Source organism: Planctellipticum variicoloris (assembly GCF_030622045.1).
In the GTDB taxonomy this organism is placed as follows: domain Bacteria; phylum Planctomycetota; class Planctomycetia; order Planctomycetales; family Planctomycetaceae; genus Planctellipticum; species Planctellipticum variicoloris.
In genome coordinates, this window is record NZ_CP130886.1 from 535,454 (window position 1) to 556,603 (window position 21,150).

The window sequence follows — 21,150 nt, forward strand, 5'->3', positions numbered from 1 at the left end:
ACAGAGGTTTCAGCCTCGACGTTTCGGAGAGTTTAGAAAAGAACGCAGGGAGCGCGGCCTACGGGCCGGCCAGTTCCGTTGTGCCGCGGATCGTCAGCCGGATCGGGGGAGTGACCTGATTGCCCTGGGTCTGGGCGACGGCGTGGATCAGCCGTTCGGTGGCGGGAACCCAGGGTCGGGCCGTGAGGAAAATCTGCCGTTCGGTCTCTTTCGCCCGGACGAGCACCCCCGACAGGCCGATGTTATCGACGATGACGCCGTGGGGAAGGTTATCGACGTCGAATTTCACGTCGCCGTCGAACCCGTGCCGTTCGACGCGGATCAGGGCCGTGATCGTCGTTCCCGGCGCGATGACCAGCCCGCCGTCCGGCGTCTGATACCGCGAGTCGTCCGGTTGCAGGAAGACGCGGATCGTCGCCGGTTTCTCCAGCTTGATTTCGCCGAGGTTGCCGAGCGGCTTGCGGACCGTCTGGCCGCGAACGACCGCGGTGGCGGTGACTTCGACGCGAGACCATTCCTGCTCGCTGGGCTGCATGGCCCAGCCGTCCGCGTGGAGGGCGCTGCGGGTTTCCAGATGCCCGGCGGGGATCAGGACCGGAGTCTCGGCAGTGAAGCCGGCGGGAAGCCCCGTGATTTCGAGCTGGATGTCGCCATCGAAGCCGTCGATCCGGTCGACGCTGAACGAGAGCCGCTGGCCGCTCCCGGCGGGGATCTTCGGGTTCTTCGTGCCGATCGAAACGTTGAAGTCGGGTTTCGGCGGTCGAACGGTCAGGGCATAGGTGAAGCCGTCGCCGCCGAAGCCGCGGCTGTCGGTCACGCGGACCAGGTAGGCGCCGTCCTGCGGGGCGGTGAAGGTCAGGCGGGAGTCGCTGCCGAGCTCGCGTTCGTCGTCGTCGTCATTGGCGAAGTAGAGCGGAAAGACCGGCAGGCCGTTGTCGACGATGCCCGAGCCGGGGGGATAGGCCTCGACGATGTAGGCGGGTTCGTCCTTGGCGTGCGCCACCGCGGTCGTATCAAAGTAACAGCGTCGCTTGCCGCCGTTGAGGTAGAGCTGGTAACCGGAGTCTGGCCCCTGGGGGGCGCGAAACGTCTTGCCGACTTCGCCGTTCATATAGAGGAACTGGTTCAGGTCCATTTCTTCCCAGAATTCCAGGCGGACGTCGGCCTGGCTGGAGTCGATCGGACGGAAGTTGATCCACGAATCGCGGACCGCCTGCAGCAGCGCCCGCAGGACCGGGGCGCCGTCGGCGTGGAGGATCTCGATCCGCGTGTCGGCGTTCGATTTGTTGCGGGCGGCGTTGGTTTCGACGATCCAGGACTCGCCGGCTTTGACGTCGATCCGGTAGAGATCGGGGTCGCCTGCGGCGGTCGCGGCGAATGTGCCATTCACTGTCGCCGGCAGTTCCAGCAACTGGGTTTGGGTGGGGGTGTCGTTCGGTTCCTGTTCGGCGACTTCCTGCAGGGGACGGTCGCTGGCGGGGATCAAGGCGATGGAGCCCTCGGTCAGGCGTTTGAGGCTGGATTTCGAGTCGGCCCAGCGGGGATCGACCGAGACGATTTCCAGTTCGCCGTTCATCCGGCCGATGTAGAGCCGGTGGTTGTCGGGGGAGAAGCAGAGGGCGGCGGCCCAGTCGGACTGGCGGTCGAGGACTGCGACCTGCGTAAACGAGGCGGTTTCCCAGAGCTTGATCCGGCGGTCTTCGGAAGACGACGCAAGCAGTTTGCCGTCGGGGGAGAACGCGATGCGGAGGATGGGGCCTTCGTGAGCGAAGCGGGCGTAGCGGAGCGGGTTGGTTCCTTCCTTACCTCCCTGAGTGATCTCCCAGACGCGGATGCGGTTGTCGGCGCCGCCGGCGACGATCAGCCGGCCGTCGGGGCTGGCGGCGACGGTGGCCTGCTCCTTGGCGGGCTGCGAAAAGGTGTCGAGCCGTTCGCCCGAAGCGACGTCCCAGAGTTTGACCGTGCGGTCCCCGCTGGCACTGGCCAGCAGCTTGCCGGCGGGATGAAAGGCCAGGCTGTAGACGGCGTCATTGTGTCCGGCGAGGGTCTTTTGCTCCTGCCCCGTGGCGACGTCCCAGAGCAGGATCTGCTTGTCGTAACCGGAGGTCGCGAGCAGCGACCCATCGGGACTGAGCTGGGCCGAGTAGAGGGCGTCGCGGTGGCCGCGGAAGATCTTTGCGCGGGACCAGTCGGCCGTCTTCCAGAGGGTGGCTTCGCCGGCGAGAGCCACTTCGCCCGCGGCGACGATGAGCCATTCGCTGTCGGCGGAGAAGCCGACCTCGTTGATGGCCCCGGTGTGGCCGGTCAGCGTCACGACTGGCTTCTTCTCGCTGACGCTGAGGATTTCGATGGCGTTCGGCCGGGCGACGGCGACCCAGCGACCGTTGGGCGCATGGGCGAGCGACGTGACCGGTTCGCGGACCGGCGCGGTCGGTCGGACGGTCGGAGTGACGAGACCTTCGATCTTGCCGACGGGGGCCTTCGCGCCGGCGTCGATCCAGGCGCGAATGATCGCCAGTTCCGCTGGCCTGGGGGCCGGCTGGTCCTCGGGGGGCATTTTAGGTTCGAGGCTGCCGGCGAGCATTTTCCACAGCCGGCTGTCGCCGCTCCTGCCGGGGACCAGAGTGGCGCCGTTGTCGCCCCCCTTGAGGGTGGCGGCGAAGTTGGCCAGAACCAGACCCCCTTCGGCGTCTTTGTCGTTGTGGCAGCCGTTGCAGTATTTGCGGAAGACCGGGAGGACATCGGTGTTGAAGTCGGGCGGATCGGCGGCGATCGCCGGTCCCGCGGCAGTCAGGAGCAGCACCGTCCAGCAGCAGATTTGCGAGGCACGAGACATCGGTGGGGTCTCTCGGTGAGGGAGGCGGGCGGACGGGATTCAGGATACCAGCGCAGGGGACGGAGAGCACTCGGAAGTTGAGGGCATTGCAGAATGAAAAGTGCAAAATGCCAGTCGCAAAATGACGAAGGAGTTGTGCGGTGCGGACCTGAACGGAATTCTGTGGTGCTGGCTTCAGCCGGTTGAGATGGGTTACACTACACGGTCCAACCATCCTCCCCGGCGATTCCGGAGACCTGCCCTCATGTTGCGCTGCCTGGCTCTGATCGGTCTGCTGCTGATTCCCGCCGCCGTCGGCTCTGCCGCTGATGCTCCTTATGATGAAATTGTCGCCGCCGATCAGCCGTTGCTGTGGTGGCGGTTTGAGGGCGATGCCAAAGCCCGGCTGAACGCCGATTCCCGTTCTGCAGCCGATCTCGGTCCGCTGGCGCCGGTTGGAGCCGTGAAGTGGGGGCAACCGGGGCCGCAGCCGGAGCGCTATCCTCGATTTAAAGCGGACAACTCGGCGGTTGTCCTGGGTGGCGGTGGAGCGTACCTGAAGCTCAAAGATCCGGGCGAGAACAGCCCGCTCGACTTCGGCCCCGGAGACTCGCTGACGCTCGAAGCGTGGATTTCGCCGTCCAAGCTCGGAGCCGGTCAGCAGGTTTACATTCTCGGCAAAGGTCGGACAAAAAATCCGGGCGTTGCGAATGACAATCAGAACTATGGGCTGCGAGTGACTGAGACGCGCGGCGAGGCCTGTCTGAGCTTTCTGTTTCGCGAGGCGGGCAATCGACCGGGGAAGACCGAGGACTGGCATCGCTGGAACTCGAAGACCGGCTGCAGCACCGACGGGAGCTGGCACCATGTGGCGGTGAGCTACACCTTCGGCAAGCCGGAGAGCATTCGCGGCTACATCGACGGCAAACCGGTCCAGGGGACATGGGACTACGGTGGCGCGACGACGGCCGGCCCCGCGGTCGACGACGATGAGCTGTGGATTGGCTCCTCAATGGGTGGGTCAGCCGGGAGCACGTTTCAGGGTGGAATCGACGAAGTCGCGATTTATCGAAGCGCTGTCCCGGCGGAGCGAATGGCTCTGCGGTTTGAAGAACATCGTCCGCCGGCCTATGCGACGCCGCTGGAATCGGTGCCGCAGCAGGGCGTGCTGGTCGAGGTGATGGGACCGGTTCCGGACAAGGGGAACTGGGATTTCAGTACTCCAGCTCCGGTCGAGAACTATATCCAGCCGGACTGGTCGCTGACGGGAATTCGCAACGCATACAATGCCCACGGCATCCGGATCGATCGCAGCAATCCAACATTCGTCCGGTTGACCGGCTGGCTGACGCTGGCCGAGAGAAAGTCCCGGCTGATGGTCCGCTCGCGCGGGGCGTCGAAAGTCTATTTCAACGGCGAGTTGCAGGCGGACATCCCTTTTACTCCGTTGAAAGGGGACGGGCACAACCCGGTTCCCGAACTGGGAAGTAAGATCTCGCAGTCGATCCGCATTCCCCAGCCCGGCGATCGCGAGCAGGATTTCGAGTTCACATCCGATGGCAAACCGGTCCTCGTCACCTGGGAAATGCAGCTTGGCGGCAAGGAGCGTCGGCCCGAAGCGGGCGAGTCGCTGATCGCCATCGAGCGTGACCGCATGTTCTACCTGGCGGGGACCGCAGCGCCGGCGCCGCTGACCGACGAGGCCTGGCTGGCACACGCTCAGCAGTTCGAGACCTGGCTCGCCGAACAGAATCGCCTCCGCCGGCTGGAGACGGGCCGGGAGTACGCGAAGTTCTGGGAACAGCGGCATGACCTGGCGCGGGAGTCTCTCAAGGACTGGCCGGCCCCGGAACTGCCTGTGGTTTCGGGTCAGCCCGCCGACGCAAATCCGATCGACCGGTTCATCGGAGCGAGGTTGGAGAAGGAAGAGGTGGCTGCGCTGCCGCTGACGGACGACGCGTCGTTTTTGCGGCGTACCTGCCTGGATGTCTGGGGCCGGATTCCACCCGCGGAACTGCTCGCGGAAGTCAAATTGGGCGGACAACCGCTCGACCGAGCCAGGCTAATCGATCGGCTGCTGGCCAGTCCCGAGTGGGCTGACCATTGGGTGGCCTACTGGCAGGACGTGCTCGCCGAGAACCCGAACATCGTCAACCCCACGCTCAACAACACCGGGCCGTTCCGCTGGTGGCTGCACGAGTCGTTCGTCGACAACAAGCCGTTCGACCGGTTCGCCACAGAGCTGGTGCTGATGGAGGGGAGTGACCGCTACGGCGGCGTCGGCGGTTTTGCGACCGCTTCGCAGAACGACGCCCCGATGGCCGCCAAGGCCCACATCATCTCGCAGTCCTTTCTGGCGCTGGAAATGAAGTGCGCCCGCTGCCACGACGCGCCCTATCACGACTTCAAACAGTCCGACCTGTTTCAGTTGGCCGCCCTGCTGAAACGGGGGCCGGAGGCGGTGCCGAAGACCAGCACTGTGCCCACGGGGAACGCCGGCCTGGCCGCCGGTCGCGTGAAGGTGACGCTCAAACCCGGCGAGTCGGTGGAGCCCGAGTGGCCGTTCGCCGACAAGATTTCGGGCGAACTGGCGGCGGGGCTGATGCAGAAGCCGGACGACAGCCGCGAGCAGTTTGCCGTGTGGGTCACCAACCCCGGCAATCGCCGGTTTCCGCAGGTGATCGCAAACCGGATGTGGCAGCGCTATCTCGGCCGGGGACTCGTCGAACCCGTCGACGACTGGGAAAACTCCGAACCGTCTCATCCCGAGCTGCTCGACTTTCTGGCTCGCGAACTGGTCGCCTCCGGCTACGACCTCAAGCATCTGTCCCGGCTGATCCTGACGTCGCAAACCTATCAGCGGCAGTCGGATCTGACGCTGGAAGAGAAGCCCGAACGGGCCGAGCTGTTTGCCGGTCCGAAACCCCGCCGGCTGTCTGCCGAGCAGGTGGTTGACTCCCTCTTTACCGCGGCGGCTAAGCCCTTCAATACGGAAGAGCTGAGCATCGACGTTGACGGCACCCGGAGCTACAAGTCGTCAATCAGCCTGGGATTCCCGACCCGCGCCTGGCAGTTTACTTCGATGAGCAACGAGCGCGACCGGCCGAGTCTGTCGCTTCCGGCGGCTCAGGCGTTCGTGAACGTGCTGGAGACCTTCGGCTGGCGGTCGTCGCGTCCGGATCCGATTTCGGTCCGTCCCGAGGAAACCTCGGTGCTCCAGCCGGCGATTCTGGCGAACGGACTGGCAGGCCGGCGGGCGTCACAGCTCTCCGATGACAGCGTTTTCACCGAACTGGCCCTGCAGACCGCGACTCCCGACGCCTACGTCGACGCTCTGTATCTGCACGTTCTGACCCGCAGGCCGACGGACGGCGAGAGGAGCGTCATGGTCGATCTCTTGAAGGACGGTTTTGACGAGCGGATCGTGCCGGGAAATCCTCAGGTCCGGAAACCGGGTCCGCCGCGAACGACCGGCGTTTCCTGGTCGAATCACCTGCTGCCGGAAGCGACCGAGCGCAAGCTGGCTCTGGCGCGGGAACTGGAAGCAGGAGATCCGCCGACGGCCCGACTGACGGCGGACTGGCGTCAGCGGGCCGAAGACTGCGTCTGGGCGCTGTTGAATTCGCCAGAATTTCTGGTGATTCCTTAGGAAATGAGAATGGAGCGCCACGGGCGGCTCGCCCGCCCGTGGCGCTCTCGGAACTTCCTGAATCAAGAGATCCTCCCTGTTGATTGCCATCGCCCCTTGCGAGAGGACTTTGCCGTGACTCAGCGACTGCCCCGTCGAACGTTCCTGGCTGCCGCCGCTTCGGCGTTTGCCGCGCCGTACATCATCCCCAGCTCCGCCTTCGGGGCGAACGAGCGGATCGTGACCATGCACGTCGGCGTGGGCGGGCAGGGAACTGCAAACCTGAATGCCTTCCTGGGCCGCGGGACGGCTCCCGCGGCGCTCTGCGACGTCGACAGCAAGCACCTGGCGAAAGCGGTATCGCTGGTGAACGGGAAAGGGATCACTTGCGAAGGCTATCGCGACTACCGGAAGGCGCTGGAGCGAAAGGATATCGACGCGGTAGTCGTCTCCACGCCGGACCATTGGCACGCGCTGGCGACGATTCACGCCTGCCAGGCGGGCAAAGACGTTTACTGCGAGAAGCCGCTGTCGTTGACGGTGGCTGAAGGCAGGAAGATGGTCCAGGCCGCCCGCGAGAACAAGCGGATCGTGCAGACCGGTTCGCAGCAGCGCTCCGATGACAAGTTCCGGCTGGCGTGCGAGCTGGTCCGTTCGGGCCGAATCGGGGCCATCAAGGAAGTCCTGGTCGGGATTCCCGGCTGCAACTTCTCGGGCGACGCCGTACCGGATTCGGAACCGCCCGCCGAACTGGACTACGATCTGTGGCTCGGCCCGGCGCCGCAGCGGCCCTACAACGCCAAGCACGTCCATTACCTGTTCCGCTTTTTCTGGGACTACTCGGGCGGGCAGATGACCAATTTCGGGGCGCACCACATCGACATCGCGCAGTGGGGCCTTGGGATGGACGATTCGGGGCCGGTCGCCGTCGAAGGGACGGCGACGTTCGATCCGGCGCACCGGTACGAAGTCTCCAGCACCTGCCGGCTGACCTACACCTACGCCAATGGCGCCAAAATGGTCGTCGGCCAGGAGCAGAAGGACATCATGGGCGGGGTGACCTTCAAGGGCGAGAAGGGGGAGATCTACGTCACGCGCGGCAAGCTGACCAGCAACCCGGCGGAGATCATCACGGAACCGCTCAAGGAAAGCGACGTTCATCTGACGGTCAGCAAGAACCATCAGCAGAACTTCCTGGATTGCATCAAGTCCCGCGAATTGCCGATCTGCGACGTCGAGATCGGGCATCGCTCGGCGACCGCCTGCCACTTGGGAAACCTGGTGATCCGGCTCGGACGAAAGATCGCCTGGGATCCCCAGCAGGAAACGATCCCCGGCGACAAAGAAGCGACAGCAATGCTGTCCCGCCCTTACCGATCGCCGTGGACGCTGGGGTAAGCCCTCGCTGATGGGGATAGAGAAAACAGTTTTTACCGCAGAAGTGCGAAGGCCGCGGAGAGAAGACAGGGGAATGTCGAATGAGGAAGGCGGAACGTCGAATGGAAGACAGATCGGCCGACCGTCCTGACCCGAAGTGGGATTCGCATCTCTGAGTCCTCACCGTCGATCGTTTTCTCTTCTCCGCGTCCTCTGCGCCTCGGTGAAAACCTGTCTTCTCTTCCTTCGGAAGGCCAGGGGCCTTCTTGTGTCCAAGAGAATCTAGCCGGCCGGCGATTGTGCCGCGCGACGTTGTCTGGCAGGATTCTGCGTACTCGATGCGTTCGACCGGAAGCTGTCACGAGAAAGGCGCCGCGTGAAGATTGTTGCTGTCGACGTGTACCCGCTGACCGGGGCCACGGTGGATGGGGGCTGGCCGCAGGGACACGAGCCGCAGGAGAACCTGCATACGCTGGTCTCAATCCGCTCGGATGCCGGGCTGACTGGCTTCGGGAGCTGCTTCACCTCGGGGACCCTGGTCACCGGCGCAGTGCAACTGCTGTGGCCGCTGCTCAAGGGGGAATCGGGCGTCGAGCCCGAACGGGTCTCGGAAAAACTGCGACAATCCTCATTCTGGCAGGGGCGCGGCGGTTCGGTCGAGCATGCAATCAGCGGGCTGGACATCGCCCTGTGGGATCTGATGGGCCGGGCTTGCGGGCAACCGGTTTCGCGACTGCTGGGAGGCAACTACCGGTCGACGATCAAGCCGTATGGCTCGATCCTGTTCGACGAACCGGACCGGTTGCGGCAGACGCTGGAGAGCGTCGTCGGCCGGGGCTTCAAGGCGATCAAGATGGGCTGGCGGCCGTTCGGCCGGCGGAACCGGAAGTTTGACGAACTGCTGGTCAAGACGGCCCGGCAGACGGTCGGCGACGGTGTGGAACTGATGGTCGACGCCGGCGGGAGCGAGCAGTTCTGGCCGCACGGCACGAACTGGGCCCGCAACACGGCCTCGATGCTCGCGGACTATGCGATCACCTGGTTCGAGGAGCCCTTGCCGCCGGACGACATCGCGGGCTACGCCGAGCTGACCCGGGTTTCGCCGGTGCCGATCGCCGGGGGCGAAGTCCTCACACGGCGGCAGGCCTTTCAGCCGTGGATCGAGCAGCGGGCGGTCGACATTCTGCAGCCCGACTGCACGAAGAACGGCGGCCTGAGCGAGTCGCGCCGGATCGCCTGGATGGCGTACGATCACAACATTCAAGTCGTGCCGCATGGCTGGAATACCGCGCTGGGACTGGCGGCGGATCTGCAGTTCTCGGCGGCGATTCCGGTGGCGCGGTACGTCGAGTACCTGACCCCCTGCGCGTACATCGAAGAGCTCATGACGGAGCCGTTCCGGATCGACGCCGAGGGCCTGCTGGAGATTCCGACAAAGCCCGGTCTGGGGATCGACGTGGATCGCGAGAAGTTGAAGCGGTTCTGCCCGCAACCGGTGGAGTTCCGGTGAAGTCCTGGAGGAAGATCTCTCGCAGAGTGGGCAGAGGCCGCAGAGGAGACAGGAGAGAGAAGATTTCACGCCAAGACGCTAAGAAGAACGCCAAGACGTGAAGAGGAAATGTCGAAGGCGGAATGTCGAAAGGAAGTCGAGAGACGAGAGCCAGAGAGAAGGCGTCCTGCGACGGCGTCTTCCTCCGGCGATCCGCGATAAGCGAACTGCGATAAGCCCTCTTCCTCTGGCGACTCCCTATTCCCTATTCGCTTCTGCCCCTTCCGGAGCCGACTCGATGCACGACGCCACAGTTCCCGAACGGCCCACTGGCGTGCGCTGGCGGGTGTTCGCCCTGGCCTGTGGCTGTTCGTTTCTGCTGTACCTGCATCGCTACACCTGGAACATCGTCGGGCCGAAGCTGCAGGATACATACCAGTTCGATCACGCGCTGGCGGGCTGGGTCTTTGCCGCGTTCTATGTGACCTACGCCGCCGGGCAGATTCCCAGCGGCATCTTCATCGACCGGTTCGGCCCGCACCGCTTTCTCTCAATCATCGCGGTGCTCTGGTCGGCATGCCTGGCGGGATTCGGCCTGACTGGCAATCTGTGGGCGCTCGGCGGATTGCGGGCGCTGTTTGGTGCGGCGCAGGCGGGATGTTACCCGGGATTGACGAAGGTGACGCGGTCGTGGTTTCCGCTGCGCAGCCGGACGATGATCCAGGGCTGGGTGGCGACGACATTCGGGAGGGCCGGCGGAGCGATGTCCCCGATCCTGCTGGGGACGGTCCTGATGGGCTGGTGCGGATTCACGTGGCAGTCGGCGCTGTGGGTTCTCGCAGGCTGCGGCGTTGTGTTCGGAATCGGGTTCGGGCTGCTGTTTCGCAACACCCCCGAGGAGCACCCGGAGGTCAACGAGGCCGAGCTGTCAATCATTCGAGACGGCCAGGTCGCTGCAGCGCCGCAGACCGGCGTGCTCCCGTGGGGGCAGGCGTTTCGCAACCGCAGTCTGCGCGTGTTTGTCGTGCAGCAGTATCTGGATGCCGGCTCGGATGTGGTCTTCGTCTCGCTGATCGGAGCGTACTTCCTGCAGGCTCACGGCGTGGATATCAAGTCGACCGGCTGGCTGGTCAGCCTGCCGCTGTGGGGCGGGGCGTTGGGGGGAATCGTCGGCGGCTGGCTGAATGAAACGCTGATCGGTGCGACGGGGAACCGGCGGTGGTCGCGGAGTCTGATCGGGGCGACGGGGAAGATCGTCGGCTGCGTCTGCCTCCTGCTGATGGCAACCCTCGCCAACCCGCTGTATGCCGGGCTGATGCTGGGGGTGGCGAAGTTCTTCAGCGACTGGAGTCAGCCGACGGTGTGGGGGACCTGCACCGATCTGGGAGGCCGCTTTTCGGCGACGGTGTTCAGCATCATCAATACGGCGGGCACGCTGGGGGGCGTGATCATGCCGCCGGCTTTCGGATACCTGCTGGACGCCTTCACGACGACGCAGACGGTGGCGGGGGAAACGCTGAAGATGACGAACTGGTCGCCGCTGTTCTACCTGATCGCCGCGATGTATTTCGGCAGCGGCTTCTGCTGGCTGCTGATTGACTGCACGAAGACACTGGATACTTCTGAGCAGTCGCTTGCGTGAAGACGGACATGAAAACAGTCGCCCAAGCCGATTGCAACTGGCAGGCGTCATCTGCATTGAGCGACGGAATCTTACAGAGCGATCACCCCCGCATCCGCTGCCTCTCCACCACGACCCAGTCGACGTCGATCCCCAACCCCGGCCCCGTGTGCAGCGTGATCAGCGGGCCGTCGATCGGCAGCGGGTTCTTCGCAATCGAGACCTCGTGGTAGAACGGACCCAGGCAGTCGCCGGGGTAGCGGTCGACCTGCATGTTCGGCGTCGAGACGATGAAGTGCAGCATCGTCGCCGCCCCGACGTCCCATTCCAGGTTCGAGCCGATCGAGCAGGGGACGTTATACTCCGCCGCCAGCTCGGCGATCCGGCGGGCGCGGGCGATCCCCCCCTGCTTGCCGGGGTAGAGGCTCAGCACGTCGCAGCAGTCCTGCAGTAGCAGCTCGCGGGCCTCGACTTCGTCGAAACAGCTTTCGTCGGCGAGAATCTTACAACCGGTTGCCTTCCGCAACTCTTTGAGGCCCGCGTAGTTGCCGCGCGGCAGCGGCTGCTCGACGATCGCCAGACGACAGTCTTCAAGCTGCTTGAGGCACGACGTCGCCTGCGCTTCGTTCCAGCCGCCGTTGGCGTCGATCATCAGGGCGACGTCGGGGCCGATCCCTTCGCGCACCGCTTTCACACGGGCAACATCTTCCGCCGGATCGGTTCCCACCTTGACTTTGATCGTGTCGAAGCCCTGCCCGACGCGCTCGATCGCCCGTTCTCGCGCGACGTCTGGCGCATAGGCCCCCAGCGAAAAGCGATTGCGGATGGTCAGCGACCGGCACGCGCCGCCGAGCAGATCGTAGACCGGTTTTCCTGCCGCCCGGCCGACGACGTCCCAGCAGGCCATTTCGATGGCGGACTTGGCGTACCAGTTGTAGACGGCGACGGCTTCCATTCGCCGGTCGATCTCGGCGATGTCGTGCGGGTCGCAACCGAGCACGACGGGGCCGAGCACGTGCTCAATGATGGCCTGCGCGCCCCAGACGGTTTCGCCGCTCCAGCGGGCGGTGACCGTGGCTTCGCCGACCCCTTCCATTCCGTCGTCGGTCCGCAGGCGGATCAGGACGAAATCCGAGACGTCGTGTTTTCCGAGGGCGGAGATCATCCGCCGCTCGGGCTTGAGGGGAATCCGGACGGGAATGGCTTCGACGGAGACGATCTTCATGCGTGGCTTTCGGGCAGGAGAGGAACGAATGAAATCCCGGATGGCCAATCGTGTGCGGCGGCGGTCTGGAGTATATTCGCTTTCCATTCCGGAATCAGGAGGGCAGGACAATGTTTCAGGCGGGAGTCGCGCGGACCGATCTGACGCCGTACTGGGGCGTCGAGCTGACCGGGTGGGGCTACTACATCGAACGCCGCTGGCAGCGAATTCACGACCGCCTCTCGGCGACCGCTCTCGCCGTGGACGATGGCGAGCGGCAGGCGGTGTTGATTGCTCTCGATCTGATGGTCATCGACGAGGCCTTTGCGCTGCGGACTCGGGAGATGGTCCACGAAGCGACCGGCCTGCCACCGACCGCGATCCTGTTGAACTGCTCCCACAGCCACAACGCTCCCGCGGCGGGGGGGCTGCTGGGCGTGGGGGAATGCGATCCTTTCTTCGAGGACTGGGCCAGTCGGCAGGCAGCGACCGCGGCGATTCTCGCCTGGCGACAGCGCGCGCCGGCAAAGCTGCGCAGCGGTCGGACGACGGTCGACGACGTGAGCTTCAACCGGACTCGCTCCGCCGGTGTAATTGATTCCACCCTCACGGCGTTGCGGATCGATCGGCTCGACGGATCGCCGCTGGTGATCGTCACGAACTTCGGGGCGCATCCCACCATCACTACCGATCTGCGGCCGTGGGACGTCAGCCGTGATGTGCCCGGCCAGGTCTGCGACGGACTGGAAGCTGCGTTCCCCGGGGCACTGGCGCTCTACATTCAGGGAGCCTGTGGCGACGCAAACTTCCATCGGGAGTTTGCCACGCCGGAGCGCGAGCACGAACCGGCTCAGCGGTTGCTTGCCGCGACTCGACAGGCCCTCGATCGGGCGAAACTCTGCTCCGAACCGCGCGTTGCAGCCGCGGCGGAGCGGGCGATCCTGCCAACCCGGCGCTGGACGCGCGAGGAACTGTTCAAGGACCGCCAGGAAGCCGAACGCCGCCTGGCTGAACATGACGCCAGCCGCTGGCGGGAAACCATCGGACGCTCGATGACCAACCGCCCGGACGACATGGTCAAACGGCACGGTGGCGACGAATGGAAAGCCGTGGCCGCGATGTGCCGGTTCCATATCGAGTGGACCGATCTGATGCTTCGCGACTGGGAGACCCGGCCGGAGACGCTGGAGACCGAAGTCCAGGCGCTGCGAGTGGGGGATGCGTACGTCGTGGCGAACTCGTCGGAGTTCTTCTCGCCGTTCGCGATCGGCATCCGCCAGCGGTTCGGCGACGAGAAACTGCTGATGGCCTGCTATTCGAACGGGCGGATCGGCTACCTGCCGGACGCACACGATATCGAGGTTCGCAGCTATGCGGGATACCAGTCGCCGAAGTACTGCAACCAGTTCCCGTTTACGCCGGAGTCGGGGCCGGCAATGTGCGACGCGATGTTGCGGGTGCTGGAGCGATGTCGGTCGAACGGCGGATCGCAGTCGTAAGCGGATCGGCCGGCGAGTCCGTGCCGGGGCCGTTGGTCCTGAACTCACTGATTGCCGGAATCCCGCTGTGTCAGTATCGTCGATCAGATGGGCGACTGGGAAGACAACACTCCGATCGTAGAGAACTGCCGGATGCGTTTCTTCGAGCGACTGAGCGGAGGCAGAACTCGGCGCGGTGCAATCACGCTTGCCGAACTGGTCGTGCTGTGGTTGATCTGTATGGTCGGTCTGGCCTTAATGATCCCCTGGCTGCTGATGGTTCGCGAGTCGTCACGCCGCGGGCAGGCGCAGGCCAACATGAAAAACATTGGAACGGCGCTGCACGCCTATCATGACCTGTGGCGACGATTTCCGGGTCGGTGACAGCCAGCGTCAGACGCGGCGCGGCTTGAGCCACCGCGACCAGGCGGAGGGCCGATCGGCTGAGATCGTCACCGGCGTCTTCAACGTCGGATGTTGAAACGTCAGGGAAGCCGAGTGCAGTGCCAGCATCCCCTGCCCCGGCGTGCGGGCGCCGTACTTGGCGTCGCCGACGATAGGCCAGCCGGCGTGGGCAAGCTGCACGCGGATCTGGTGGCTGCGGCCGGTGAGGGGGTGAATTTCCAACAGCGAAAACGAACCGTGCTGCGAGACGCGCCGCCAGTCCAGAACGCATTCGCGACCATCGGCCACAACGTCATCATCGTCGACGACGGTGGAAACATTGCGGCCGGCGTCCTTGGCGATCTGATCGATCAGCCGCCCGCTGGCCTGGCGGGGCAAGCCTTCCACCAGGGCAAAGTAGGTTTTTTCAATGGTGCGAGCCCGGAACTGCTCGGACAATCTTGCAGCCGCCTTGCTGGTCCGGGCGAAGAGGACGACGCCGGAAACCGGTCGATCCAATCGGTGGACGACCCCCAGGAAGACGGCGCCGGGTTTGGCGTACTTGCGGGCGACGTAGACCTTCGCCAGATCCAGCAGCGTCCGATCTCCGGTCTGATCCCCCATCGTCAGCAGCCCCGCAGGCTTGTTGACAGCGAGGCAGTGGTTGTCTTCGTAGAGGATTTCCAGAGAAGCAGCAGGCGGCACGAGGAGCGATCCCAACATGGGCGAATTCGCGGAAATGGATGATTCTGCCACAAGCCACCGGAGATTGCATCCGCTCGAATTGACAAAGTCAGACTGTCATCCAGGCCTTCCAGAGCTGATAGTCTTCAAATTCACCGCGCCGGCAGCCAAGGAGTTTTCTTCAGATGAATCACTGCATCGCAGCCGCGGAAATCAATCCATCCCGGCGGAACGACCGGGACTAACGAGAGACGGCTTGAAGAAGTCAGGACTGTTCGCCGTTTCGCCGTCGACTGCCAGCGAATTCCGCTACGTCGACTGGCGCTGCAAAGCCAGCAGCGACAGCAGCTCGAACACCAGGTTCGCCGCGAGAATCGCCGTGATCCCGGCGTGATCGTACGGCGGCGAAACTTCGACGACGTCTCCGCCGACCAGTTTGAGCCCTGCCAGACCCCGGACGAGCTGCAGGATCTCCCAGCTCGTCAGCCCGCCAACTTCCGGGGTGCCGGTGCCGGGTGCGAAGGCCGGGTCGACGCAGTCGATATCGAGCGTGACATACACCGGCCGGTCGCCGACCGTCTCGCGCAGCGTCCGGATCGACGCTTCGAGTCCGATCCGGCGGAAATCGTCGAGCGTGATCATCTTAGCCCCCAGGCGAAGCGCATCCTCGTAGTCGCTGGGACCGGCTGTTGGACCGCGAATGCCAAGCTGGACATAGGCAGCCGCGTCGACCAGCCCCTCTTCGATCGCGCGGATGAACGGCGTGCCGTGGCTGTACTTCTGGTTGGGGTATTCGGAGTCCCAGGTGTCGGGGTGGGCGTCGAAGTGGATCAACGCGACCGGGCCGTGCTTCGCGGCCTGCGCCCGCAACGCCGGCAGAGACAGCGAGTGATCGCCCCCCACAGCAATGACCTGCGCCCCGACATCCAGCCAGCGCCGGATGTGATTGTCGATCGCCCGATGCGTATCGACGATGCTGGGAGGTACGACATCCACGTCGCCGGCGTCGACGACGCGCAACACCTCCAGCGGCTTGACCTGCAGGGCGTTGTTGTAACCCCACAGGAGCAGCGACTGCTCCCGGATCGACCGCGGCCCGAACCGCGTCCCGCTGCGGTACGAGGTCGAGCTGTCGTAGGGGACGCCGAGAATCGCGACATCGACCGGAACTGGCTCCGGCCGATACGGAGCCCGGGCGAACGTGGCAATGCCGGCATACGGCTGAGCCGCGAAGACAGGTTGAGAAGTCATATCGGTTTGAATCAGCAGAATGAACAGGCGGTGCTGACGGGGCCGTCAGCACAGTACACGAGGAAACCCAGTTTGGCGAGCCGGTCAGCGAAGAGCTTCCAGGGCGGTCAGACGCATAGCGCTCAAAGCGGGAATCAGCCCCCCAAAGAAACCCATCATCGCGCTCAGGAACATTCCGACCGCGAGCACGCTGGCATCGACCGTCAGGCGGAGCGTGACGAATTTGCCGCCCCCCTGCCCGCCGCTGACGACGCTGTTGGCCTGCCAGCCATCCGACAGGCAGCCGACGGCGCAGCCGAGCAGGCCGCCAATCACCGCTAGAACCAGAGATTCGAGCAGGAACGAAATCAGAATCTGTCTCCGGCGATAGCCCAGCAGACGGAGAACTCCAATGTCTTTCGTCCGCTGGCTGATCGCCGCGAACATCGTGTTCATCACGCCGAAAATCCCTCCCAGCGACATGATCCCGGTCACCACCAGAATGGCGATCAGGAACTGCAGATTGGTGCTGGAGAGGCTCTTGTAGTACTCGGTTTCGACCTGGGCGGCGACGGCGGCCTTCTCGTAATCTTCGCGATAATAGCGGGCCAGTTCCGCGGCTTCATCCGGACCCGCCGTCCGGACAATGACCGAGGTGTAACTGGGTTTTCCAAACGTTTCACCGATCAGCGACTGCTTACCCCAGATCTCAGAATCGAAAGTCGCGCCGGAGTACTTGAGCAGTCCCGCCACAATCCACGTCCGGTCGCCGACGACGAACGTTTCTCCGACGGCGAGGTGGGTCTTGCTGGCGGCTTTGGCGAGCATCTCCGGACTGCGATCGGCGCCCAGTTCCCGAGCGATGCCGGCCCCCAGCACAACCGCGACTGCTGTCTGACCGCCGGTCCCAGGAAGCTCTTCGACGCCCGAATCCGGAAACCACTGACTGCCGGGTTCGAGTTCGAGCCCATGCACGCGGGCGGACATCGCGGGGTCTTCGATGCCGCGGATCTGCAGGAACCTGCGCCCGGGCCGGCCCGGCAGCGGATTTTCGATGAGCTGGTTGACACTGAGATAGGTCTCCCGGCTGGACATGGGTCGGTTGCCATCCGTCAGCACGCCTGGCTGGCGCTCGAGGTCGGAAACATCGGCCATACCGAGATTACTGAAGGCTTCGTCGGTTGCTCCTTCGGCGAGAATCACCACGTTACCCGGTTGACCGCTCGATTCTGTGAGCGAGTACATCCCGTTGACGAAGGCGAGCATGACCGTCAGCAGGCCGATGACCAGCGTGAACGCGAGGGCCGTCATCAGGGACGTCCGCCATCGGACGACGACGTTCAGCACGTTGTAGCTCAGCGGTACGCGGCCCATCGCAAGCAGCAACCCGATCGCGGCGAAAGTCACCACGAACGGAATCGCCGCCTGCCAGGAGTTTAATGCCCAGGGTGCTGCCGCCAGACACTGCAGTTCGAACATGGTCACAACGTGGTTTCCAGGTGGTCGTCCAGCGCCTCAGGCGACGCGGGAAAAGACTTCCGACACTTTAACCCGTCGGGCGTTCCAGGCGGGAATCATGCTGCCGACGAACGCGGTCCCGGCTCCCATCGCAGCCCCCCACCACCAGGCCGCGGCCGGCACCATGAAGCGGGGAAAAAAGGCGATCGGAAAGTTGAGCCCGCCAAAATACCAGTTGATCAGGCCGTATGTCGCGCCCGCGCTCAACAGTCCGGACGGCAGTCCGATCAGCAGGGCCTCCAGCATGACCATCACCAGAATCTGGTTCGGACGGAAGCCGAGAACTTTCAGCACGGCGAACTCGATCTGCCGCTCGCGGACACTGATGCTGATGGCATTCGAAATGACCAGCGCCAGCGTGAAGACGCAGGCGGGTGCCAGCAGCCAGCGGACGCCCCAGATCAGGTCCCGGTAGGCTTCCAGGAACGTCGCCACCCCCGACGAGGCCGTTTCGCACTTGACTGCGGGATCGGTGTAGCTCGGCGAGGTCAGGATCTGATTGGCGACTTTCTGAAAGATCTCCCGGTCGGGCAGCCGAAGCCAGACGAGATTCAGCGTCTTGCCGGCCTGCGGGTGAGCTTTGCCGCCGTTCGCAGCAGCGTAGGCATCCATCGTCGCGTTAAAGTACTCCCGATTGAGCGCCGCGCTGGAGCGGTATCGGGAGACGATTTCGGGAAACACGCCGGCGATCTCGACTTCGAACGTAATGTCGCGGTAATTGCGTCCGTAGAGCGTGATCCGGTCGCCGACGCGGGCGCCGAGCTTCTTCAGCAGGTCGACACCAACGATGATCCCTTGCCGGGAGGACTGCATCTTTTCAATGGCGTCCGTCAGCGGCTTTGCATCCGTGTCGGAAAGGGAGTCGAGCTCGTCCATCATCGTCCGCAACTTGGGCGGCTCGATCACAAAGGCGAACAGGCTGTTGTCCATGGTCCGTTTGTTCGGTTCCTTCTCGGTCGAACCGAAAAAGAATCCCCAGGTCATCGAGTCGTCGGGCGGGACGTGATAGTCCCCCTCATTGGCCGGTGCGCCCTCGGTCAGCGTCGCCGCGTAGGCGTAAGGCATCTGGCTGGGGATCTGCCAGCGCTCGGTTACGATCGCCTTGAGGTTTCGGGACTTTTCCGTCGTCGCCTGGTCGAGCGTGGCGAGGACGGTGAAGACCAGCGTTACCACCAGGACGAGCACCATCGTCCCCAGCGAGGTCAGCACGGTCCGCACCGGATTCCGGAAAATGTTGCCGAAAACGAGAGCCAGAAGTTTCATGTTCGCAGGGTTTCCGAGGGGCTGGCGGGCATTACGACGCCGCCAGGGCGTTGTTGGTTTCTTCGACGAGGCGGCCCTTCTCGAGATGCAGGATGCGGTCGGCGCGGGAAGCGGCTCGCGGGTCGTGCGTGACCATCACGATCGTCTTCTGCAACGAGCGTTTCAATTCCCCGAGCAACGCCAGGATCTCGTCAGCCGATTTGGAATCGAGGTCTCCGGTCGGCTCGTCCGCGACAATCAGCGCGGGGTCGGTGACAATCGCGCGAGCGATTCCGACCCGTTGCTGCTGTCCGCCCGAAAGCTGGCCCGGTCGGTGATGAATGCGGTCCGACAACCCGACGATATCGAGAGCGTTCAGAACCTGTGCCTTGCGCTGCGCTCCGGACAGCGGCAGGAGCAGCAGCGGCAGCTCCACGTTGCGGTAGGCGCTCAGTACGGGGAGCAGGTGGTAGAACTGGAACACGAAGCCGATGTTCCGCGTTCGCCAGCTCGCCAACTGGCTCTCGGTCATCGTCGAGATCCGCTCGCCCCCCACCAGGACTTCGCCTTCGGTGGGACGATCGAGTCCCGCAATCAGGTTCAGCAGCGTGGTCTTCCCGGAACCGCTCGGTCCCATCAGCGCCATGAACTCTCCCACAGGAACATCCAGGCTGAGGCCGCTGAGAACCTCGACGACCTCGCTGCCGCGTCGGAACGACTTGAAGACATCGCGAACTTCAACACAGGGAGTCATAGGGATTCCTGAGAAAACTGCGGCCTGAGGTTGCTGGAGGTCACAGTCGACGAGGGACCGCTGAAACATTGGCCGGGGTCAGAGCCGACGCGGGATCGTTTGATACGGCCTGATCCGTGAGGTCCGAATTGGCCACCGTTTCCCGGGAACTGGAAAAGAACTGGACGATCGCGCCCATTTCCGGCTTCAGATACTGTCCCTCTTCTCCGGGAGGCATTTCGACGCGGACCCGCACAGGGATCGCTCCCTTGGCCCGGTCGGCGATCGGCATCAGTCGCGAGACGACACCCTCGTAGATCCGTTTCGGAAAGGCCTCGGCCCGCAGCTTACAGGCTTGACCGGCGAAGACTTTGGAAATGTCCCGCTCCTGGATCGTCAACTCGACCTCCAGCTTCGACAAGTCGGCAATATCGCACAAACTGAACGAACCGTTGAACGCAATCGGGTTGACGAGATTGCCCAACTCAGCGTTCTTCTTGAGAATTGTGCCCGAGATCGGTGCACGGATCGTCGTGTTCTCGAGTCTCCACGTTGATCGCCGGACTTCCGCCTCCGCCTGCTGCAATTCGGCCATTGCCGCCAGGACTTTTTCTTCACGCGGCCCTTCCTGCATCAGCCGCAGCGCCGCTTCCAGCCTCGCGACTCGCTTTGCCTGAGCCCGGAACGTGCTCTCGGCCTGTTCGTATTCCTGGACCGTGGCAATGTTCTGCCGGCGAAGATCTTTGGTCCGCAAATAGTCCCGCTCGGTCTGCTCGAGCGTCGTTTCCGCTTCATCAAGTTCCGCCCGGGCCTGGACGATCTCGTCCGGCCGGCTTCCCACGTGAAGCTCGTTGTAGCGGGCTCTGGCCGCCGCCACCATGCCGTTGGCCCGGTCCAGATCGGCCCGATATTCGGTGCTGTCGAGCACCGCCAGCACGTCCCCTTCCTGAACCTGATAGCCTGCGTCAAAATTCAGCTCGATCACGCGACCGCTGACCTGCGGGCTGACCAGAATCTGCTGTTCCGGAATGATGTAGCCCTTGGACTCCAGCACGATCGTCGCGGGCGCCGCCGCATCATGTCCGACCGATATCGCCCCTCCGTCGCTAGCGGATCTCAGTTTCTCACGCAGCGCAGCCGCTTCAGGGCTCGGCGACGTCTCGCTCTTCACGCCCTGGCCGATGGGAAACAGGAACAGCCAGACCGTCGAGCTGGCAAACAGGACGGCAAGCAGCCAGCCGAGCCTGCCGCTCACTCCTGTCGATGATTTCTGCGCAGGCAGTCGCAACGACTGAACTCGCTGCGAAAGGGGCGAGTCTCCAGGGGCTGGACGCGCTCCTGTCGAAGCCGGTCTGGTCATCGAACCGGACGAAGATACTTCCACGGATTCCTCGCAATGACGAGCGGGTCGCAGCCTGACGGGCCGGTTTCGAATGGGACAGAGCGGCTCATGCAGTGATTCGCATACCCGACATCATTACACGATGCTTCCGAAAAGCCAGTGCCGTCTCGCCCGATCCCGCGGAACCCGCCATCGCAAACGGACGGCCACCAATCTTGAGCCCGGCGTGGCGCTGCCGTTACAATGACTGACGGAGGCACGCGGCATATGGAGCGCCAGATTCGCAATTTTCTGCTGTTCGCCGCTGCGATTGGCTCGGCAGGTTCGGCCTTCGCGCCGGGATCGGTCGGATGCAACCCGCTGACCGGGCAATGTCCGAGCGGAGTCCAGTCCGATACGGCCCCG

The 21,150-nt window shown here is 64.0% G+C and carries 14 protein-coding genes; 6 read left to right on the plus strand and 8 right to left on the minus strand.

The window, feature by feature from the left end; all coding sequences use genetic code 11:
• Positions 1 to 58: 58 nt before the first annotated feature.
• Positions 59 to 2,836 (minus strand): WD40 repeat domain-containing protein, encoded by a 2,778-nt coding sequence (locus SH412_RS02110; protein ID WP_336521854.1) that lies wholly within the window; start codon positions 2,834 to 2,836, stop codon positions 59 to 61.
• A gap of 244 nt (positions 2,837 to 3,080) precedes the next feature.
• On the opposite strand from SH412_RS02110, the gene SH412_RS02115 reads away from it, so the two are divergent.
• The 4 genes from SH412_RS02115 to SH412_RS02130 all read left to right on the plus strand — a co-directional run bounded on the left by SH412_RS02115 (position 3,081) and on the right by SH412_RS02130 (position 10,951).
• A complete protein-coding gene (locus tag SH412_RS02115) occupies positions 3,081 to 6,464 on the plus strand; it encodes a DUF1553 domain-containing protein (RefSeq protein WP_336521855.1) in 3,384 nt (1,127 codons plus the stop codon).
• Between the two features lie 114 nt (positions 6,465 to 6,578).
• Entirely contained in the window at positions 6,579 to 7,841 is a 1,263-nt protein-coding gene (locus tag SH412_RS02120; RefSeq protein WP_336521856.1) for a Gfo/Idh/MocA family protein, read from the plus strand.
• Positions 7,842 to 8,196: 355 nt separating this feature from the next.
• Complete coding sequence (locus SH412_RS02125) at positions 8,197 to 9,330, plus strand: mandelate racemase/muconate lactonizing enzyme family protein (protein ID WP_336521857.1); 1,134 nt, start codon at positions 8,197 to 8,199, stop codon at positions 9,328 to 9,330.
• Between the two features lie 277 nt (positions 9,331 to 9,607).
• Positions 9,608 to 10,951 carry an MFS transporter gene (locus SH412_RS02130; protein ID WP_336521858.1) on the plus strand — a complete coding sequence of 448 codons (1,344 nt, stop codon included), beginning with the start codon at positions 9,608 to 9,610 and terminating at the stop codon, positions 10,949 to 10,951.
• A gap of 82 nt (positions 10,952 to 11,033) precedes the next feature.
• Here SH412_RS02130 and SH412_RS02135 read toward each other — a convergent pair whose 3' ends face one another.
• The gene (locus tag SH412_RS02135) at positions 11,034 to 12,155 is read right to left on the minus strand and encodes a mandelate racemase/muconate lactonizing enzyme family protein (RefSeq protein ID WP_336521859.1); all 1,122 of its coding nucleotides are present in this window, start codon (positions 12,153 to 12,155) and stop codon (positions 11,034 to 11,036) included.
• 110 nt (positions 12,156 to 12,265) lie between these two features.
• On the opposite strand from SH412_RS02135, the gene SH412_RS02140 reads away from it, so the two are divergent.
• Together SH412_RS02140 and SH412_RS02145 are read left to right on the plus strand one after the other, a co-directional pair.
• A complete protein-coding gene (locus SH412_RS02140; protein WP_336521860.1) occupies positions 12,266 to 13,633 on the plus strand; it encodes a hypothetical protein in 1,368 nt (455 codons plus the stop codon).
• A gap of 51 nt (positions 13,634 to 13,684) precedes the next feature.
• Positions 13,685 to 13,996 (plus strand): DUF1559 family PulG-like putative transporter, encoded by a 312-nt coding sequence (locus SH412_RS02145; RefSeq protein ID WP_336521861.1) that lies wholly within the window; start codon positions 13,685 to 13,687, stop codon positions 13,994 to 13,996.
• A gap of 9 nt (positions 13,997 to 14,005) precedes the next feature.
• On the opposite strand, the gene SH412_RS02150 is transcribed toward SH412_RS02145, so the two are convergent.
• The 6 genes from SH412_RS02150 to SH412_RS02175 form a co-directional block, all read right to left on the minus strand.
• On the minus strand, positions 14,006 to 14,719 hold the full coding sequence (locus SH412_RS02150) for an RluA family pseudouridine synthase (protein ID WP_336521862.1): 714 nt from the start codon (positions 14,717 to 14,719) through the stop codon (positions 14,006 to 14,008).
• A gap of 270 nt (positions 14,720 to 14,989) precedes the next feature.
• A complete protein-coding gene (gene speB, locus SH412_RS02155) occupies positions 14,990 to 15,931 on the minus strand; it encodes an agmatinase (protein WP_336521863.1) in 942 nt (313 codons plus the stop codon).
• An 84-nt stretch (positions 15,932 to 16,015) separates the two neighbouring features.
• Positions 16,016 to 17,389 (minus strand): ABC transporter permease, encoded by a 1,374-nt coding sequence (locus SH412_RS02160; protein WP_336524186.1) that lies wholly within the window; start codon positions 17,387 to 17,389, stop codon positions 16,016 to 16,018.
• 36 nt (positions 17,390 to 17,425) lie between these two features.
• Complete coding sequence (locus SH412_RS02165) at positions 17,426 to 18,691, minus strand: ABC transporter permease (RefSeq protein WP_336521864.1); 1,266 nt, start codon at positions 18,689 to 18,691, stop codon at positions 17,426 to 17,428.
• A gap of 31 nt (positions 18,692 to 18,722) precedes the next feature.
• Positions 18,723 to 19,424 carry an ABC transporter ATP-binding protein gene (locus tag SH412_RS02170; RefSeq protein ID WP_336521865.1) on the minus strand — a complete coding sequence of 234 codons (702 nt, stop codon included), beginning with the start codon at positions 19,422 to 19,424 and terminating at the stop codon, positions 18,723 to 18,725.
• Between the two features lie 40 nt (positions 19,425 to 19,464).
• A complete protein-coding gene (locus SH412_RS02175; protein WP_336521866.1) occupies positions 19,465 to 20,658 on the minus strand; it encodes an HlyD family secretion protein in 1,194 nt (397 codons plus the stop codon).
• Positions 20,659 to 21,150 lie beyond the last annotated feature (492 nt).

What these genes read in the sequence shown, in the direction of transcription:
- SH412_RS02110 (WP_336521854.1), bottom strand. Translation starts at nt 2,836, where the DNA reads ATGTCTCGTGCCTCGCAAATCTGCTGCTGGACGGTGCTGCTCCTGACT.
- SH412_RS02115 (WP_336521855.1), top strand. Translation starts at nt 3,081, where the DNA reads ATGTTGCGCTGCCTGGCTCTGATCGGTCTGCTGCTGATTCCCGCCGCC.
- SH412_RS02130 (WP_336521858.1), top strand. Translation starts at nt 9,608, where the DNA reads ATGCACGACGCCACAGTTCCCGAACGGCCCACTGGCGTGCGCTGGCGG.
- SH412_RS02135 (WP_336521859.1), bottom strand. Translation starts at nt 12,155, where the DNA reads ATGAAGATCGTCTCCGTCGAAGCCATTCCCGTCCGGATTCCCCTCAAG.
- SH412_RS02140 (WP_336521860.1), top strand. Translation starts at nt 12,266, where the DNA reads ATGTTTCAGGCGGGAGTCGCGCGGACCGATCTGACGCCGTACTGGGGC.
- SH412_RS02150 (WP_336521862.1), bottom strand. Translation starts at nt 14,719, where the DNA reads ATGTTGGGATCGCTCCTCGTGCCGCCTGCTGCTTCTCTGGAAATCCTC.
- speB (WP_336521863.1), bottom strand. Translation starts at nt 15,931, where the DNA reads ATGACTTCTCAACCTGTCTTCGCGGCTCAGCCGTATGCCGGCATTGCC.
- SH412_RS02160 (WP_336524186.1), bottom strand. Translation starts at nt 17,389, where the DNA reads ATGTTCGAACTGCAGTGTCTGGCGGCAGCACCCTGGGCATTAAACTCC.
- SH412_RS02165 (WP_336521864.1), bottom strand. Translation starts at nt 18,691, where the DNA reads ATGAAACTTCTGGCTCTCGTTTTCGGCAACATTTTCCGGAATCCGGTG.
- SH412_RS02170 (WP_336521865.1), bottom strand. Translation starts at nt 19,424, where the DNA reads ATGACTCCCTGTGTTGAAGTTCGCGATGTCTTCAAGTCGTTCCGACGC.